Source organism: Pseudosulfitobacter sp. SM2401 (assembly GCF_042932805.1).
Classification (GTDB): Bacteria; Pseudomonadota; Alphaproteobacteria; order Rhodobacterales; family Rhodobacteraceae; genus Ascidiaceihabitans.
The window spans coordinates 290,205-303,811 of record NZ_CP170633.1 but is presented as its reverse complement, the minus strand read 5'-3'; the positions used below and the strand labels follow the sequence as shown (position 1 = coordinate 303,811).

Annotated in this window: 13 protein-coding genes; 4 read left to right on the top strand and 9 right to left on the bottom strand. The window is 55.2% G+C overall.

Features of this window, described 5'->3' with window-relative positions:
• From ACFIO0_RS01545 to ACFIO0_RS01535, 3 genes are all read right to left on the bottom strand, one after another.
• Positions 1-2,085 carry a peptidoglycan -binding protein gene (locus ACFIO0_RS01545; RefSeq protein ID WP_390912939.1) on the bottom strand — a complete coding sequence of 695 codons (2,085 nt, stop codon included), beginning with the start codon at positions 2,083-2,085 and terminating at the stop codon, positions 1-3.
• A gap of 2 nt (positions 2,086-2,087) precedes the next feature.
• A complete protein-coding gene (locus ACFIO0_RS01540) occupies positions 2,088-3,290 on the bottom strand; it encodes a biopolymer transporter ExbB (RefSeq protein ID WP_390912937.1) in 1,203 nt (400 codons plus the stop codon).
• Positions 3,291-3,362: 72 nt separating this feature from the next.
• Positions 3,363-3,890, bottom strand: coding sequence for a gamma-glutamylcyclotransferase (locus tag ACFIO0_RS01535; protein ID WP_390912936.1), 528 nt, complete (start codon positions 3,888-3,890; stop codon positions 3,363-3,365).
• A gap of 64 nt (positions 3,891-3,954) precedes the next feature.
• Here ACFIO0_RS01535 and ACFIO0_RS01530 point away from each other — a divergent pair, with 64 nt between their 5' ends.
• Entirely contained in the window at positions 3,955-4,959 is a 1,005-nt protein-coding gene (locus tag ACFIO0_RS01530) for a DUF2125 domain-containing protein (protein WP_390912934.1), read from the top strand.
• 21 nt (positions 4,960-4,980) lie between these two features.
• Here the strand turns inward: ACFIO0_RS01530 and ACFIO0_RS01525 are convergent, their stop codons facing one another.
• From ACFIO0_RS01525 to ACFIO0_RS01500, 6 genes are all read right to left on the bottom strand, one after another.
• Entirely contained in the window at positions 4,981-5,751 is a 771-nt protein-coding gene (locus tag ACFIO0_RS01525) for an extensin family protein (protein ID WP_390912932.1), read from the bottom strand.
• A complete protein-coding gene (locus ACFIO0_RS01520; protein WP_390912930.1) occupies positions 5,748-6,671 on the bottom strand; it encodes a prephenate/arogenate dehydrogenase family protein in 924 nt (307 codons plus the stop codon). The genes ACFIO0_RS01525 and ACFIO0_RS01520 overlap by 4 nt, the downstream gene beginning before the upstream one ends.
• Complete coding sequence (hisC, locus tag ACFIO0_RS01515) at positions 6,668-7,756, bottom strand: histidinol-phosphate transaminase (RefSeq protein WP_390912928.1); 1,089 nt, start codon at positions 7,754-7,756, stop codon at positions 6,668-6,670. Before hisC ends, ACFIO0_RS01520 begins: the two co-directional genes overlap by 4 nt.
• A gap of 100 nt (positions 7,757-7,856) precedes the next feature.
• Positions 7,857-8,636 (bottom strand): hypothetical protein, encoded by a 780-nt coding sequence (locus ACFIO0_RS01510; RefSeq protein ID WP_390912926.1) that lies wholly within the window; start codon positions 8,634-8,636, stop codon positions 7,857-7,859.
• Positions 8,637-8,752: 116 nt separating this feature from the next.
• Complete coding sequence (gene rpsD / locus ACFIO0_RS01505; RefSeq protein WP_390912924.1) at positions 8,753-9,373, bottom strand: 30S ribosomal protein S4; 621 nt, start codon at positions 9,371-9,373, stop codon at positions 8,753-8,755.
• Between the two features lie 138 nt (positions 9,374-9,511).
• Entirely contained in the window at positions 9,512-10,096 is a 585-nt protein-coding gene (locus ACFIO0_RS01500; protein ID WP_390912922.1) for a DNA-3-methyladenine glycosylase I, read from the bottom strand.
• A 117-nt stretch (positions 10,097-10,213) separates the two neighbouring features.
• On the opposite strand from ACFIO0_RS01500, the gene ACFIO0_RS01495 reads away from it, so the two are divergent.
• The 3 genes from ACFIO0_RS01495 to phbB all read left to right on the top strand — a co-directional run bounded on the left by ACFIO0_RS01495 (position 10,214) and on the right by phbB (position 13,291).
• Positions 10,214-11,050, top strand: coding sequence for an EAL domain-containing protein (locus tag ACFIO0_RS01495; protein WP_390912920.1), 837 nt, complete (start codon positions 10,214-10,216; stop codon positions 11,048-11,050).
• A 185-nt stretch (positions 11,051-11,235) separates the two neighbouring features.
• Positions 11,236-12,411 carry an acetyl-CoA C-acyltransferase gene (locus ACFIO0_RS01490; protein ID WP_390912918.1) on the top strand — a complete coding sequence of 392 codons (1,176 nt, stop codon included), beginning with the start codon at positions 11,236-11,238 and terminating at the stop codon, positions 12,409-12,411.
• 157 nt (positions 12,412-12,568) lie between these two features.
• The gene (gene phbB / locus ACFIO0_RS01485) at positions 12,569-13,291 is read left to right on the top strand and encodes an acetoacetyl-CoA reductase (protein ID WP_390912916.1); all 723 of its coding nucleotides are present in this window, start codon (positions 12,569-12,571) and stop codon (positions 13,289-13,291) included.
• The last annotated feature ends 316 nt before the right edge of the window (positions 13,292-13,607 follow it).

Sequence of the window (13,607 nt, the reverse complement as noted above, 5' to 3'; positions counted from 1 at the left end):
CTATTTTTCAGTAAATTTCAGTTCGATCCGGCGATTTTGCGCACGTGCTGCCGCAGTATCTTCATTGTTTACAGGTTGGTATTGACCGAAACCGTTTGCCGCCAGTCGACCCGGCGGAATGCCCAAAAAGTTTGCCATATATTTTACAACAGAAAGTGCTCGCGCCTGGGACAGCTCCCAGTTGTCTGCAAACTCTCCTTGTCCCGACAACGGCACGTTATCAGTATGACCGTCTACGCGGATAACCCAATTGATTTCTGGCGGAATGTCACCCGCGATGGATCGCAGAATATCGGCGATCTTGGCGATTTCGCCTTCGCCTGCTCGCGACAGATCAGCACCACCTGGCGGGAACAATACCTCGGACGAAAACACAAATCTGTCGCCTTCAATCCGAACGCCTTCTTGGTTGCCCAAAACATCGCGTAGGCGCCCAAAGAACTCGGAGCGATATTTTTCAAGATCTTGTGCTTCGGCCTCCAAACGTTTGCGTTCGGCCTCTTCTAATAGCCGGTTACGTCGCTCTTCTGCCGCAACCCGCGCCAACGCATTGTTCAAATTTGTGCCCAATGATTGCAATTGCACCTCTTTGGCCGCATCGCTGGCGACCGCCTCATCCAGCAAAACTTGTAAACCGCCCAGTTGCGCACGCAAGGCCGCCACTTGTTGGTTCAGCAACTCAGTTTGGCGTTGTGCATCAAGGCTGGTTTTCTCTTCATCAGACAAGGCACTTTGCGCGGCCTGTAACAAAGCCTGCCGTTGCTCTGCAGCCGTCAAAAGATCATTGGCCGTCTGCTCAGCACGCAACTTTGCAGCCAATGCCGCCGCCAACTGTTCGCGAACTGCGCCCATATCGACATCTGCGGCCCCTAAAGCCCCCTCTAGCGCCAGTTTGGCAGCCAAGGCCGCAGCCAATTGCGCCCGTAAATCCGTCATACGTGCTTGACCCTCGGCAATTTGATCTTCAGCGGACGAGCGCGCCGCCTCAGCTTGCAGTTGTGCATTGAGTGCCGCAGCCAATCGAGACCGCAAATCTTCTGCGTCGGTCGTTCCAGCCTCGATCGTGCTTTGCGCTGTATTCAACGCGGTGCGTAATCCGGACAAATCAGCCTCAAGTTGCGCTTTCTCCGCTCGCAACGCGTCCGCTGCCTGGCGTGCGGCATCACGGTCTGTCGCAGTTTCCGAAACACCTGTTTGCAATGTCTCGATCTGCAATAGCGCCGCAATCAATTGCGTATCCAAATCCGCCTGCGCAGATCGCGCCGCCGCCAAAAGCGAGAGCGTGTCTTCGGCGTCTTGGCGCTGCGCCTCTAATGCCAGCGTCATCGCGGTCAGTTCTGCATCGGCATTTTCAAGGCGCTCTCGCAACGCGTCTGCGGCAGCAGCTTCGGCCAATTTAGCAGCTTCTTCGGCGCTCAGGGCACGGGTTGCATCCTCCAGTTGACCTTCCAAAGCCAAAGCACGATCCGTCGCATCGGCATTCCTGGCCCGCAAATCCGCGATCAGAGCATCCAATGCTGCACGGCGACTGGCCGCCAATCGCGCGGCCTCAACGCCTTCATCAATTTCGGAACGGGCCTGCGCCAACGCCGCATTTAACGCCTCTTGTTGGGACAACAATCGCGTCTGTTCCCCCTCAAGCTGTGCGACAGTTGCCAATGCCCCGTCCCGCTGGCTGAGCAAAGCTGCGACTTGCGCCTCGAAATTGGTCAGTTGAGTGTTCGCATCGGCCAAATCAGCCTGGCTTGCATCCCGCTGTGCGGTCAGATTCGCAATCATTGCAGCCTGCGCAGCCACCTGATCCTGCGCCGTGTTCAGGGTTGCATTCAACGACGTCAATCGCGTGTCCAACTGATTGCCGCGCCGCTCTTCCAAACCCAGCGCCTGGGCCAGGGCCGCGACTTCGCCCGCCAGCGTATTCAGTTCTGTCTCTTGCCCGGAAATCGTTTCGCGCAGAACAAATTGGACCACCATAAAGATGGTCAGAACAAACATCAGCACCAGCAACAGGCCGGTCATTGCATCTACAAAACCGGGCCAAATTGACGCTTGAAACCGCGCGCCTGTGCGTCGCGACAGGGCCATGGTTAGTCCTCACCTTGCTGGTTTTTGCCCTTGGCCAAACGCCGCGCTTGCCCGCGTGGCTGCGACAACGCCTGTGCCAGTGCCGAAATATCCGTGCGCAATTCTGCCATGCTTTCTTGGCGACCGGCCGAGATTTCCTCAAGAATGCGCAACATCTGAACATCAATCGACCGCAGGCGCATCCGGCTTTCGGCATCAATGCCTTCGCCACCGGCACTCGAATGGGATTCGAAATGCGCGACCAATCGCTCTTGACCAGCTGCCACCCGCTCAAGTGCTGAATTTTCCGCATCGCCGTGTTGCATTTGATGGGTCATGCGATCAACGGATTCAGCCAATTGCCCCAGCCGTTCGTCGACCATTGAGCGGCTCACATCCGATTGCACGAACATCTGCTGCAAGGCTTCCATCTGCTCGGCCATGTGATCCAACACACCCGTCATCGCCGCCTGATCCGTCGTTCCTTCTTCGCCCGTTGAGAACCCAACGCGGGTAATCGAGCTGAGCCACTCTTCGAGTTCACGGTAAAACCGGTTCTGACCGTGGCCTGCAAACAGTTCCAAAATCCCGACGACCAACGACCCCGCCAGCCCCAGCAATGACGATGCAAACGCGACGCCCATACCGCTAAGCTGTGCCTCAAGACCCGTCATCAAACGGCCAAACACCTCAACACTGGCTTCGCCGTCTTGTGGCGCAAGGCTGCGGATCGTGTCGACAAGGGCAGGAACGGTGGTTGCCAAGCCATAAAACGTGCCCAAAAGGCCTAGGAAAATCAGTGTGTTAACGATGTATCGCGTGATTTCGCGAGCCTCGTCAATGCGCGTAGCAACCGAATCCAAAATCGAGCGCGTTGAGGTCGTGTTGACCTGCATCCTTGCCCCGCGTGTACGCAAAAGCGACGCCAACGGGGCCAGCAATTGCGGCGCTTTGGAATTCACCTCCGATGTGTCATCGGCAAATCGCTCGATCCAATGAACCGAACCGATCAATTGGATCACCTGGTAAAAACAAGCGACAACACCGATCAAAAAGACAAAAAAGATGAACCCGTTCAGCTGCGGATTTGCTTGAAACACCGGCAAAACCTGCGGCAATGCCACAAAGGCGCCAAAGCTGGTCAAGCCAATGACGATCAACATCAGCGCGATTTGACGCACTGGCTGTGAAAATTGCGGTCGCGCCTCTTGTTTTGGCTGCGCCATGCGCCGTGCTCCGGGCTTTGTTTGCTGCTCTTGCGCTGAACTTAACGAAAATTAATGCAAAGCGCCAAGGATTTATGCGCTTAAGGCACGGACCCGCGCGGTCAACCATTCAAGGTCGGGATCACGCAGACCAATCTGCATCAGATGATCCACAGTGTTGTACAAATATTCCGTATTTGGCCCACGTCCCCCCACGGCACGCGCGATGATTTGCGCCTGCTGTTCCAGTGTTTCGTGGCAATATTGATCGTGGGATTCATCGATCACGTAGGTCACCGCCTGCACGCTGCGCCCATCCGACAGCTGCACCGCAAGCATCTTTTCGACGTAGGCAGATGAAATCAATTCACGTTCGCGCAAGTAGGCAAGTGTTTCGTCTTCTTTGCCCGCAGCAACAGCCAAAGCGACCCCAACACATTCCGATTGCGGGGCCTCGTCCAACGCCAGAACCAAACCCGGTTTTTCGTCCGTGCCACGATGATGGATCGAGCGCATGCAGAACGACCGCGCATACCCCGGCAATGTCCCGATCGCTTGCTCAGCAACCTCAAAGCCGGGATTCCACAACAGGCTTCCGTAGCCAAACACCCACATTGTCATCGCTCTGGTCCTTTGATTGTCGTCTCGGTAAAACCTATTCAGAGCCAAAGCGAAAGGGCTGTTCATGCGCCGACTGATCTGGATTTTGGTAATCTTAAGCATTTTGTGGTGCGCGTGGTGGGCCCTGTTCGGGTTCGGGTTAAAAACCGGCCTCGAAACTTGGTTCCAAGATCGCCGCGACACTGGGTGGCAAGCAGAATACAGTCGCTTGGAGCTGAACGGTTTCCCGGGGCGGGTGCGCGCTGATTTGACAGATGTCGCGCTGGCAGACCCTTCGGCGGGTTTGGCAATCACGTTGCCAACATTTAGCATCAGCGCACCGACCTATTGGCCCGGCGACGTGACAATCGATTTGCCAAACGCGCCAATTCAAGTCGCCACGCCACAGCAGAAATCCGAAGTCGATGTGCAAGGCGGCAAGGCTGATTTGCGATTGCACCCCGGCACAGCGTTGGAGCTTGAGCAGCTGTCGCTGGCGACATCGCAGTGGGCGATTTCCACAAAAACCGGCGTGCTCTACGGGGCCGATGACATGACACTGTCAATGGTTCAAAGTCAGAGCGACCCCAACAAATATGCCTTTGTTGCGCGTGCAGCAGGGTTTAGCCCCGGTGATATTCCCCGGTCAAAATTGCGTATTCCGGCGTCTTGGCCAGTGACCTTTGATAAACTTGAGCTAGACGGGAACATTACGTTTTCGCGCCCATGGGATTTGGACGCTATCGAAGATACACGCCCGCAACCTCGCACCATTCAATTGAAACTGGCCGAAGCAGCGTGGGCAGATTTACGTGTTTTCTTTGCCGCGGACCTGCGCGTCGACGCGGACGGCGTGCCAACCGGAACCGTTAATATTCAGGCAGAAAACTGGCAAACGATGTTGGATTTGGCCCAAGACGCAGGGCTGGTGAACCCGACCATGCGGCAACAAGCTGAAAAAGGCCTTAGCCAACTGGCGCGATTTTCAGGCGACCCCAACGCCTTGGACGTCCAGCTGAATTTCAAGGCAGGTTTTATGGCTGTCGGTATCATTCCCATCGGTCCGGCACCGCGCTTGGTTCTGCGCTAAAACAGGCCGAGACGTGTCAGCTTATCGACAGTAGGATCCGCTGCGATATCGCGCCGTGTCGAAATGGAAATGGTCTTGGTGATAGCGATCCGCGTCAGGCCCCAAAACCGTTCCGAATGGTCCACAGGCCGCTTTGTGCGCGCGCCGCATGGTCCTGCTGTCTGCCCCGTTCCACCCTTGCAGCACCGTAATCGTGCGCCCGTCCACCAAAGTTAGTCCCGAAATATCGATGGCACGTCCTTTACCGTGCTCCGATATCTTTGCTCCTGCTTTGTTGTTGCGGGTGCGGCACGAATAATGTGCGGCGACTTTTAGCCCGGCCAATCCACCGCCTTTGGACCCGACTGCGGGCTTGGCACCTTTGTTGATCCAGGATTTCAGCGCCGTTGCCGTGCCACAGTCCATCACGGCCTGTTGGCTCAGGGTGATGCCGGCAACGGATCGCACGCGCACCGCATTTTCAACGCCACATCCGGCGATTTTGCCCGGGACGCGCCCAATCACTTCGCCTTGGATGTCAGGGTCGCCGCACACCGCTCCGCGCAGCCGATTGCGTTTTCGGGCCATTGCTTTTTCAATGATGCCGCCGGGGCGCACGTTTGGGCGCAACGACAAATCGACCCCTTGTGTCGTCGCCGCGACAAATTCTAGCCGTTCCTGCGGCAGTTGCGGCACGACCACAATATTGCGATGCCCCGTGCCCGCCCGCGCAATCGGACGCAGCGATACACTAGGGCCAGCAATCGCTGTGCTGCCCAAAACCATCGAAATTATGAGGCCAAATCGTATCATTCGTTGCTCGTTGTTGCGCGACCAAAGTTCGGCGCTGCAGTGTCCTGACCCGCCTCGATGATCCCACGTCGGATCGCGCGCGTTCGTGTAAAATACTCAAACAGGTGATCGCCGTCGCCCGTGCGAATGGCGCGCTGCAGGGCGAATAATTCCTCGGTAAAGCGTCCAAGAATTTCCAACGTCGCGTCTTTGTTGGACAAAAACACATCGCGCCACATGGTCGGATCACTGGCTGCGATCCGAGTGAAATCACGAAAACCCGCAGCTGAATATTTGATCACTTCGCCGTCCGTGACGCGGCCCAGATCATCTGCGACACCGACCATCGTGTAGGCGATCAAGTGGGGGGCGTGGCTGGTGACCGCAAGGACCAGATCATGGTGATCTGCATCCATTTCTTCAACATTTGATCCCAGCCCCTCCCAAAAGCTGCGCAGCTTGGCGACGGCGCCCGGATCGGACCCTTCGACCGGAACAATAAGACACCAGCGGTTGTCAAACAGCTCGGCAAAGCCGGATTCAGGGCCGGAATGTTCCGTTCCCGCCAGAGGATGCGCAGGAATAAAGTGTACGTTATCAGGCAAGTGCGGGCCAACGACCTCGATCACATTGCGCTTGACCGACCCGACATCTGTCACTGTCGCCCCCGGTGCCAATGCCCCTGCGATTTCGGCAGCAACCGCGCCCATTGCGCCAACAGGCACGCACAAGATAACCAAATCGGCGCCCTCGACGGCTTCGACCGCGCTGTCGCAGACCCGATCGCACAACCCGATTTTACGGGCCGTATCGCGGGTGGCGGCACTGCGTGCATAGCCGGTGACCTCGCCGGCCAAACCGCCGCGTTTCATCCCCCAAAACATCGAAGACGCAATCAGCCCAAGGCCGATCAACGCCACGCGTTTGTATGTCACGCTCATGTGTCTTCACCCGCTTTGAAATTCCGCACCGCATGCACAACACGGCGGCACGCGCTTTCGTCGCCCACCGTGATCCGCAACGCTTTGGGCAGGTTGTATCCTGCGACTTTACGCACGATCAGGCCGGTTGCTTTTAGGTACTCGTCGCAGGCGTCCGCCTCTTGGCTACTGCCAAAACGCGCGAGGATAAAATTGGCGTGACTGACGTCGGACTGCACGCCGATTTCAGCCAAGGCATTGGCCATCCACGTGCGCCATTTCGCGTTTTCGGCGCGGCAATGTTCGGCGTATGCCACATCGCGCAAGGCCGCCTCTGCCGTGTCCAACCCTGACTGGCTAAGGTTGAACGGACCGCGAATACGGTTCATCACGTCGATGATTTCTGCGGGGCCATAGCCCCAACCGATCCGCAAACTGCCCAGGCCATACAGCTTGGAAAAGGTGCGGGTCATAAAGACGTTGTCGCGGGCGCTCACCAACGCGGCCCCGCCATCGTAGCCGTCGACGAATTCTGCGTAGGCCCCGTCCAGAACCAACATCGCTTGGGTCGGCAGGCCGCTCGCCAAACGTTCCATTTCTGCCAAACCAATCATCGTTCCTGTCGGGTTGTTGGGATTCGCGATGAACACCAGTTTGGTTTTGTCCGTGCAAGCGGCCAGAATCGCGTCTACATCCGTGATGCGTTCTTTTTCAGGCACCTCGACCGGCGTCGCCCCTGCGGCAAGTGCGGAAATACGATACATCGCAAAGCCATGTTCGGTGTGGATCACCTCATCCCCTGGCCCCGCAAATGCGTTGCACAAAAACGCGATAATCTCGTCAGAGCCCGCCCCGCAAATGATACGCTCTGCGTCCAGGTCCAGCACTTCGGCAATTGCGGCGCGCAAGGAAGAGTGATCAGACGATGGGTAGCGGTGCAGGTCAAACGCGGCCCGTTTGTACGCCTCGATCGCGAGATCGCTGGGCCCAAGCGGGTTTTCATTCGAGCTAAGCTTGATCGAATTGCTAATGCCCGCCACATGGGCCGCACCGCTCTGATACAGCGAGATGTCCATGATGCCCGGTTGCGGTGTGATGCGTGTCATTGCGCGTGATCCTGTCTGTGTCAGGATTGGTTTTAACCGCGCGTTTGGGTCGTGACCAGCGGCTTTGTCTGCGACCAAGTGCGCGGGTGTGCCAAGTTGCCTAAAGTGGCGAAGTCAATCGGCGCACAAACGGATTGCGGCGCAGGGATTTATCGACGTTTGCCCAGCCGGCTCTGGCAGCACCGTCATACGCGATCAGGCCTTTTTCAACACGTTCTTCGGCGCTGGCGAAATTCTTGAAATTCAGGCTGCGCCCCACGCGGAAATACGAAAACCAGACCCATGGGCGCAGACAAAGATTGCGCATCAAAGGCCATTCGAATGCGGCCAATGCCGCCTCGACCCCATTAGCCACGGCGTTGTCTTGCTCCCAGCGAAAGAAGGCCTCGTAGAGCGCGCGTTTTTCCGTGTCTGACGCGGGGTGTCCCGCCATCTGTTTTGCCAAAAGACGGCGAATTTCCAACACGATGTCGGCCGGCAAATCATTAACCATCGCATTGTCGATCATGCCGTCTTTGGCAAAATGCAAAATCGAGTAGGCCTTGATCATCACGCGGCGGTTGATGTCCTTGAGTGCGTTTGTGTAGGCGACAAAATGCGCCAAGCGGGACCCGATCGTGCCCGGGCCACGAACATCTAGAATTGCCAATCCTAGCGCGCCGACCCGCGCGATTTTCAAATACCACTGCGCCCAGACAGCGCCGTGTGCTGCAATCAGCGCAAAACAGAAAATGCCGCCCGAGGCGCGATAGATGTGGTGATATTGAACCGCGCGTTTGCACAACTTGGACGGCGGGCCTGCCAATTCAGTCGCTTGGGCAAGGATTTGATCGTAACGCGTTTGCGCGTCGTTCATTGCATTCATCGGTTCACTCGTCATCGGATCACTGGATTGAAATCAGCGTAGCGCAAGACCGTGGCGAAAAATTGACGGGTACCAACGAAAAAGGCCGCCCCAAACAGGAGCGGCCTTTGCGTAGATTGGAACGGCGAAGATTAGTTCTTCGCGTAGAATTCCACGACGAGGTTTGGTTCCATCATGACCGGGTACGGAACGTCGCCCAGTGCAGGTGTACGAACAAACGTCGCTGTCATTTTTGAGTGGTCAACGTCCATGTAGTCAGGAACGTCGCGCTCGGCCAATTGTGTCGCTTCCAGCAGAACCGCCAATTGCTTGGAACGGTCACGTACTTCGATCACATCGCCTTCTTTGACGCGGTAAGACGGGATGTTAACCTTTTTGCCGTTCACTTTGACGTGGCCGTGGTTCACGAACTGACGCGCAGCAAAAACTGTTGCTACGAATTTAGCGCGGTACACAACGGCGTCCAAGCGACGTTCCAGCAGGCCGATCAAGTTTTCACCCGTATCGCCACCAACGCGAACTGCTTCGCCATAGATGCGACGGAATTGTTTTTCTGTCAGATCGCCGTAGTACCCTTTTAGCTTTTGCTTGGCGCGCAGCTGGATACCGAAATCGGACAATTTGCCTTTACGGCGCTGACCGTGCTGGCCGGGGCCATAATCACGACGGTTCACCGGGGATTTTGGACGGCCCCAGATGTTTTCGCCCATACGGCGGTCTAATTTGTGTTTGGCAGACGTACGTTTAGTCACGACTGTTCTCCTTCTTAAGTTACGAAGGGCGTTGTCCTCTGGGCGAACCCCGACAGGCATCCCCTTGCAGGGGCCACCAACACCAATGAACTGCGGCTTATACGGCGGATTTGGACAGAGTCAACGCAGCTGTGACACTTATTTACGCACCAGTTTCTTGACCGCCTCGTGCCTGTGGCATCCGACCAGATGATCGTTGATCAACCCGGTGGCTTGCATGAACGCATAAACAATGGTCGGGCCACAGAATTTAAAGCCCTCTTTCCTTAAATCTTTCGACACTTGTTTGGATAATTCAGTGGATGCAGGCACCTGTTCCAGCATGCTCCAGTTGTTCTGCAACGGGGTTCCATCAACATAATTCCACAGGAAATTGTCAAAGCCGACACGCTGTTCAATCTTTTGAAAAACCCGGGCATTGTTTATCGTCGCTTCGATCTTGCCACGGTGGCGAATGATCCCTGGATTGTCTAGCAATCGCAGCACATCTTCTTCGCCCCAAGACGCGATAATATTGGGATCAAACCCCTGAAATGCCTCGCGAAAATTTTCGCGTTTTTTGAGGATCGTGATCCAGCTAAGCCCGGCCTGAAAACCGTCCAAAACCAACTTTTCCCACAGCGTTCTACTGTCGTATTCAGGCACCCCCCAATCGGTGTCATGGTAGTCGAAATAGATCTGGTCCGGCCCTGCCCAGCCACATCGCGCAACCTCGTCGTTCATGCCTAAGATCCTCGTTTCAGCAAGTTCCAGACAATTAGAACAAAAAGGGAATATTAACGCAATATTAGAAATTAAAGGCGCAGTTTGACAGCAAGCCTCGCAGCAAAGGAATCGTCCATGTCACACAGCGCAAAACTGCAGAAAGCCAACGCATCCGGCATGGATAACCCGCTAAATTTCGCTGTGACGAACAGGGATCGCGAAACGATTGATATGGTCGCCGCAGCCGTTGAACATCAGCATACATTGCTTGCGTTCCAACCTGTGATGCTGTCCTCAAATCCGCAACAAGTCGGGTTCTACGAGGGCCTGATCCGCGTCATGGATGAAACAGGCCGCATTATCCCTGCCAAAGATTTCGTTCACGTGATCGAGGGTCGCGAATTGGGCCGTAAAATCGATGCGCTCGCACTAAACATGGGTCTGCGCACATTATACGAAAACCCCACCTTGCGATTGTCGATCAATATGTCCGCGCGTTCTATCGGTTACCCCGCATGGAACCGAATTTTGCGCAAATGGTTAGATCGCAGCGACACGTTGGCAGAGCGTTTGATCCTCGAGATCACGGAAAGCTCCGCAATGGACATGCCTGAAAAGGTAGTCGAATTCATGGATGAACAGCAAGGCAAAGGCATCAGCTTTGCTTTGGATGACTTTGGGGCTGGGCACACGGCGTTGCGATATTTCAAGGACTTCTATTTTGATGTCTTAAAAATTGATGGCCAATTCATTCAAGGGATATCAAATGACCCTGACAATCAGGCCTTAACACGCGCCATGGTCGACATCGCCCGTCATTTTGACATGCTGACGGTTGCAGAGTTCGTTGAAACCGCAGAAGACATGCAGACTTTGATCGATTTGGGCGTCGATTGCCTACAAGGTTTCTACTTTAGCGCGCCCACAACTCGACCTTATTGGAGCGAACCCAAAAAGAAGACCGCTAGGTAGTTACGGGAACGCAGGGAAATTAAGTTACCCTTAATCGCAAAAAATTGAAATAAAATTACCTAGCAAAAGTGTCGCGCTGTTGCCGCGTTGCAGCGAATCCGCTAAAGACCAATTCAGACACCACATAAAGTCCCAAAAAGGCGCATTGCCGCGCGGACTCTGTCAGATTGGAAAAGGACAATACCATGACAAACATCGTCATCGCATCCGCAGCGCGCACCGCTGTCGGCAGTTTCGGCGGCTCGTTCGCAAATACACCCGCCCATGATTTGGGTGCGGCAATGTTGGAAGAGATCGTCACACGCGCCGGAATCGACAAATCCGAAGTGTCCGAAACCATTCTGGGTCAAGTCCTGACAGCAGCCCAAGGTCAAAACCCTGCCCGCCAAGCACATATTAATGCAGGCTTGCCACAAGAAAGTTCTGCTTGGTCAATTAACCAAGTGTGCGGTTCGGGTCTTCGCGCCGTGGCTTTAGCCGCGCAACACATTCAGCTGGGTGATGCAAATATTGTCGCCGCAGGTGGTCAAGAAAGCATGACACTCAGCCCCCACGCCGCGCACTTGCGTGCCGGTCAAAAAATGGGCGACATGAGCTACATTGATACCATGATCCGTGACGGTCTTTGGGATGCCTTCAACGGCTATCACATGGGGCAAACAGCCGAAAACGTTGCAGGAAAGTGGCAAATCAGCCGTGACATGCAAGACGAATTCGCTGTCGCGTCGCAAAACAAGGCAGAGGCCGCCCAGAAAGCTGGCAAGTTCGCTGATGAAATCATGGCATTCACCGTGAAAACCCGCAAAGGCGATATCATCGTCGACGCAGACGAATACATTCGTCACGGAGCAACGATGGAAGCAATGCAAAAATTGCGCCCAGCTTTTGCCAAGGATGGCTCTGTCACCGCTGCAAACGCATCTGGCCTGAACGACGGTGCCGCCGGCGCATTGTTGATGACTGCGGATGAGGCCGAAAAACGCGGCATCGAACCACTCGCACGCATCGCATCCTATGCTACAGCCGGCCTAGATCCGGCAATTATGGGCGTCGGTCCAATCCACGCATCCCGCAAAGCCTTGGAAAAGGCCGGTTGGAAAGCCGAAGATTTGGATCTTGTCGAAGCGAACGAAGCTTTTGCCGCACAGGCCTGCGCCGTGAACAAAGAAATGGGTTGGGACCCAGAGATCGTAAATGTTAACGGCGGTGCAATTGCTATCGGCCACCCGATCGGTGCCTCTGGCGCGCGCATCCTGAACACATTGCTGTTCGAAATGAAGCGACGGGACGCGAAAAAAGGCCTCGCGACCTTGTGCATCGGCGGCGGCATGGGCGTTGCAATGTGCCTAGAGCGCCCGTAACCGAAAATTTTTACTGATCAAGGCGGCTTAGGCCGCCTTTTTCATTTCTAGGGCAAAATACTACAGAATTACCGTGCATCCGCAGCGTAATATTGTTGCGCACATCAAATAAAATGCGTAATAACATTACGAAATCAAAATTTAGGAGTCTCCCCCAATGTCACGCGTCGCTCTTGTCACAGGCGGATCCCGAGGGATCGGTGCCGCAATTTCCAAAGCCTTGAAAGACGCCGGTTATGCAGTCGCCGCCACATACGCTGGCAACGACGAGGCCGCCGCCGCCTTCACCAGCGAAACGGGCATCAAAACCTACAAATGGAACGTCGCCAACTACGAAGAAAGCGCCGCAGGCATCGCACAAGTCGAAGCCGATCTTGGCCCTGTCGACGTTGTTGTTGCCAACGCGGGCATTACGCGCGACGCGCCGTTCCACCGGATGACTCCTGAACAATGGCACGAAGTGGTCGACACAAACCTGACCGGCGTGTTCAACACTGTTCACCCCGTCTGGCCTGGCATGCGTGAACGTAAATTCGGTCGCGTCATCGTGATTTCGTCAATCAACGGTCAAAAAGGCCAGTTCGCACAAGTGAACTATGCCGCGACCAAAGCTGGCGATCTCGGCATCGTTAAATCCTTGGCCCAAGAAGGCGCGCGCGCAGGCATCACGGCCAACGCGATCTGCCCCGGTTACATCGGCACAGACATGGTAATGGCGGTTCCCGAAAAAGTCCGCGAAGGCATCATCGCACAAATCCCGACAGGTCGTTTGGGCGAACCAGAAGAAATCGCACGCTGCGTCGTGTTCTTGGCCTCTGACGATTCTGGCTTCATAAACGGCTCGACAATTTCTGCCAATGGCGGTCAATTCTTCGTCTAAGTCGACCAAATAGTCAAAAGCAGGGCCGGCCCACATGATGGAACGGCCCTTTTGTCATCCCGTAAGTAGGACCCAGAAAAAGATCGGGTTCTTCAGCGGGAAGATTTTTTGCCAAACAACCAATTCCAAGCTTGGCTTACGGCCTCAGCGCGTGTTGCGTGCGCAGCTTTGATACCTTGTTGAACGGCGGGGTTTGCAGAAACTTCAAACATCTAATTATCCTTTGCATAAGTGCATTTGACTTGAGATGAATATGCGCCTTTCGCTACAAGCTGACAAACGAGACTTTTCATAGCTTCAGTTAAGCTGTATTAAA

Coding starts and splice junctions, on each gene's coding strand:
- ACFIO0_RS01545 (WP_390912939.1), bottom strand. CDS start 2,085: ATGGCCCTGTCGCGACGCACAGGCGCGCGGTTTCAAGCGTCAATTTGG.
- ACFIO0_RS01540 (WP_390912937.1), bottom strand. CDS start 3,290: ATGGCGCAGCCAAAACAAGAGGCGCGACCGCAATTTTCACAGCCAGTG.
- ACFIO0_RS01535 (WP_390912936.1), bottom strand. CDS start 3,890: ATGACAATGTGGGTGTTTGGCTACGGAAGCCTGTTGTGGAATCCCGGC.
- ACFIO0_RS01530 (WP_390912934.1), top strand. CDS start 3,955: ATGCGCCGACTGATCTGGATTTTGGTAATCTTAAGCATTTTGTGGTGC.
- ACFIO0_RS01525 (WP_390912932.1), bottom strand. CDS start 5,751: ATGATACGATTTGGCCTCATAATTTCGATGGTTTTGGGCAGCACAGCG.
- ACFIO0_RS01520 (WP_390912930.1), bottom strand. CDS start 6,671: ATGAGCGTGACATACAAACGCGTGGCGTTGATCGGCCTTGGGCTGATT.
- hisC (WP_390912928.1), bottom strand. CDS start 7,756: ATGACACGCATCACACCGCAACCGGGCATCATGGACATCTCGCTGTAT.
- ACFIO0_RS01510 (WP_390912926.1), bottom strand. CDS start 8,636: ATGACGAGTGAACCGATGAATGCAATGAACGACGCGCAAACGCGTTAC.
- ACFIO0_RS01500 (WP_390912922.1), bottom strand. CDS start 10,096: ATGAACGACGAGGTTGCGCGATGTGGCTGGGCAGGGCCGGACCAGATC.
- ACFIO0_RS01495 (WP_390912920.1), top strand. CDS start 10,214: ATGTCACACAGCGCAAAACTGCAGAAAGCCAACGCATCCGGCATGGAT.
- ACFIO0_RS01490 (WP_390912918.1), top strand. CDS start 11,236: ATGACAAACATCGTCATCGCATCCGCAGCGCGCACCGCTGTCGGCAGT.
- phbB (WP_390912916.1), top strand. CDS start 12,569: ATGTCACGCGTCGCTCTTGTCACAGGCGGATCCCGAGGGATCGGTGCC.